This window comes from Roseomonas sp. TS2, from assembly GCF_058833935.1.
Genome location: NZ_JCACVY010000303.1, coordinates 1 through 3194, shown reverse-complemented (window position 1 = coordinate 3194; position 3194 = coordinate 1). Strand labels below are relative to the sequence as shown.

General features: G+C 70.7%; 3 protein-coding genes. All 3 read right to left on the bottom strand.

Annotated elements, in window-relative coordinates; genetic code table 11:
• A partial coding sequence (locus ACZJYS_RS23715; RefSeq protein ID WP_493180560.1) for a tripartite tricarboxylate transporter permease occupies positions 1–1456 on the bottom strand: 1456 nt, incomplete at its 3' end.
• Between the two features lie 4 nt (positions 1457–1460).
• Entirely contained in the window at positions 1461–2012 is a 552-nt protein-coding gene (locus ACZJYS_RS23710; protein ID WP_379650459.1) for a tripartite tricarboxylate transporter TctB family protein, read from the bottom strand.
• A gap of 2 nt (positions 2013–2014) precedes the next feature.
• Positions 2015–2989, bottom strand: a complete 975-nt coding sequence (locus ACZJYS_RS23705; RefSeq protein WP_493180559.1) for a Bug family tripartite tricarboxylate transporter substrate binding protein — start codon at positions 2987–2989, stop codon at positions 2015–2017.
• Positions 2990–3194: the final 205 nt, after the last annotated feature.

Here is a 3194-nt window from a genome sequence, read left to right as displayed (position 1 = left end):
GCGGCCCGACCAGCCCGAGCAGCGCCAGCAGCAGGATGCTGAGCGAGACGGGGCGGGTGACGAAGGTGGTCCAGTCGCCCTGGCTGATGGTCAGCGCCTGGCGCATCGCCTGCTCCGCCATCGGCCCCAGGATCATGCCGATGACCACCGGCGCCTGCGGGAACTCGAAGCGCCGCATGAACATGGCGATGATGCCGATGCCGTAGAGCAGCATCAGGTCCACCACGGAGTTGCTGATGCCGTAGGTGCCGATGGTGGCGAAGACCAGGATGCCCGCGTAGAGCTGCGGCGTCGGGATCTTGAGGATGCGCGCCCAGAGGCCCACCAGCGGCAGGTTCAGCACCACCAGCATGATGTTGGCGATGTAGAGCGAGGCAATCAGCGTCCAGACCAGCTCGCCCTGGCTGGTGAACAGCAGCGGCCCCGGCTGGATGCCGTAGGACTGGAAGGCCGAGAGCATGATGGCGGCGGTGGCCGAGGTGGGCAGGCCCAGCGTCAGCATCGGCACCAGCACGCCGGCGGCGGCGGCGTTGTTGGCCGCCTCAGGCCCCGCCACGCCCTCGATGGCGCCGGTGGTGCCGAACTCCTCCGGGTGCTTCGAGAGCTTCCGCTCGGCGTAGTAGCTGAGCATGGTGGGCATCTCGGTGCCGCCCGCCGGCATGACGCCGAAGGGGAAGCCCAGCAGCGCGCCACGGAACCACGGGCCGGTGGAGCGCTTCCAGTCCTCCTTCGTCATCATCAGCCGGCCGACCTCGCGCACCTCCTGCTTGCCCTCCATATGGCGCCAGGCGAGGTAGAGCGTCTCGCCCACCGCGAAGAGGGCGACGGCGACCAGCACCACGTCGATGCCGTCCAGCAGCTCGGGGATGCCGAAGGTCAGGCGCGGCTGGCCGGTCTGCAGGTCGATGCCCACCAGCCCGATCAGCAGGCCGAGGCCGAGCGAGGCCAGCCCGCGCAGCGCCGAGCCGCCCAGCACCGCCGAGACGGTGACGAAGCACAGCACCATCAGCGAGAAATACTCGGCCGGCCCCAGCTTCAGCGCCAGCTCGACGACGATGGGGCCGAGGAAGGACAGGCCCAGCGTGCCGATGGTGCCGGCGATGAAGCTGCCCACCGCCGCCGTGACCAGCGCCGGCCCGGCGCGGCCGTTGCGCGCCATCTTGGCGCCTTCCAGCGCGGTGATGATGGAGCCGCTCTCGCCCGGCGTGTTGAGCAGGATGGAGGTGGTGGAGCCGCCATACATGGCGCCGTAGAACACGCCGCAGAACAGGATGAAGGCGCCGGTGGCGCTCACCTGGAAGGTGATGGGCAGCAGCAGCGCGATGGTCAGCGCCGGGCCGATGCCGGGCAGCACGCCGATGGCGGTGCCGAGGAAGCAGCCGAGCAGCGCCCAGCCGAGATTGGTGATGGTGAGCGCGTTGCCGAAGCCGAAGGCCAGGCCGGACCAGACATCCATGGAGCTACAGAATCCCTTCCAGGATGCCGGCGCCGATATTGACGCCCAGCAGCTTGTCGAAGGCCAGGTAGGCGCCGAAGGTGACGGCCAGCCCGATGCCGAGATCGCGCAGCGGGTGGCGGCTGCCGAAGGCGGCGGCCACCAGCACGAACTGCGCCGTGGCGGCGAAGACGAAGCCCAGCGTGTCGATCAGCGCCAGGTTCGCCACCAGCCCCGCGCCGAGCAGGCCGAGGGCGCGCCAGTTGGTGGGCGGCGCCTCCGCCACCTCCGGCAGGGTGTGCGACCAGCCGCCGCGCAAAGCGGAGAGGGTCAGCCCCGCCCCCACCACGCAGACCATGCCGCCCACCAGGTAGGGGGTGAATTTCGGCCCCACCTGCGCATAGAGCGGGGTGGTGGGAATGATGGCGGCCTGCCACAGGCAGAGCAGGCCGAGCAGCAGCACCAGCCCCCCCACCACGAGGTCGGACCGCCGCAGCGCGGCCCGCATCCGGGCATCCGGCACCGGGGCGTCGGCAGGGCCCGGCATGGTGCCGGGCTCTCCGGTCGTGCCGGTCATGCTCAGATCAGGCCGATTTCGCGCAGCACCTCGGCGGTGGCCGCCTCGTCGCGCTTCAGGTAGGCCTCGAAGGCCTCGCCGGGCAGGAAGGCGTCCTCCCAGCCCTGGCGCTCCATCATCTCCTTCCAGGCCGGCAGCCCGTGCAGGGTGGTGACGAACTTCACCAGCCCCTCGCGCGTCTCCGGCTTGATGCCCGGCGGGCCGAACACGCCGCGCCAGTTGCCCAGGGTGATGTCGATGCCGCTTTCCTTCAGCGTCGGCACATCGGGCAGGCTGCGCGTCTCGCCGGTGGTGGCCAGCGCCCGCATCCGCCCGGCCTTGATCTGCTCGGCGAATTCCGAGACGCCGGAGATGCCGGCCTTCACCTGCGCGCCGAGGATGGCGGCCTGGGCCGGCCCGCCGCCGGCGAAGGCGACGTAGGAGGCCTCCTTGGCCGAGCGGCCCTGGCTCTTCAGCAGCAGGCCGAGCACGATGTGGTCGATGCCGCCGGCGCTGCCGCCGGCCACCGAGGTGCCGCCCGGGTTGCTCTTCAGCGCGTCGAGGAAGCCCTGCAGGTCCTTGATGTCGCTGCCGGCGGGCACGACGATGATGCCCGGCTCGGTGGTCATGCGCGCGATCGGCGTCACGTCCTTCAGGCCGAAGGGCGACTTGTTGGCCAGCACCGAGCCCACCATGACGGCGCCGCCGACCAGGATGCTGCCCTCGCGCCCGCGGCGCTGCGAGATGAAGCGCGGCAGCCCCACCGTGCCGCCGGCGCCGCCGACATTCTCGAACTGGAAGTTGCCCACCAGCCCGGCCTGGCGCGCCACCTGCTCGATGGCGCGGCCCAGCCCGTCCCAGCCGCCGCCGGGGCCGGCGGGGATGAAGACGTGCAGGGAGGAGTAGAGCTGTTGCTGCTGCTGCGCGCGGGCGCCACCGCCCAGGAGCGGCAGGGTGGCAGCCGTGAGGGCCGTGGAGAGCAGTGTGCGGCGCAGCATAAAATTTCCTCCATAAAGCAGTCGGTTAGAATGATGTTGCGCGAGAATCACCGGTTTCGCAAATCGCAATTTGCGGTTCCGCCCCCGGGCGCCGGTGCTTGCACTGCGCCGGCCGCCGCCTCATTCTGGCCCGACTTTCGGGAGACGGCGTTGATGCGGCTGCGCGTGGCGATGGTGCTGGCCCTGCTCGCGGCACCAGGGCTGG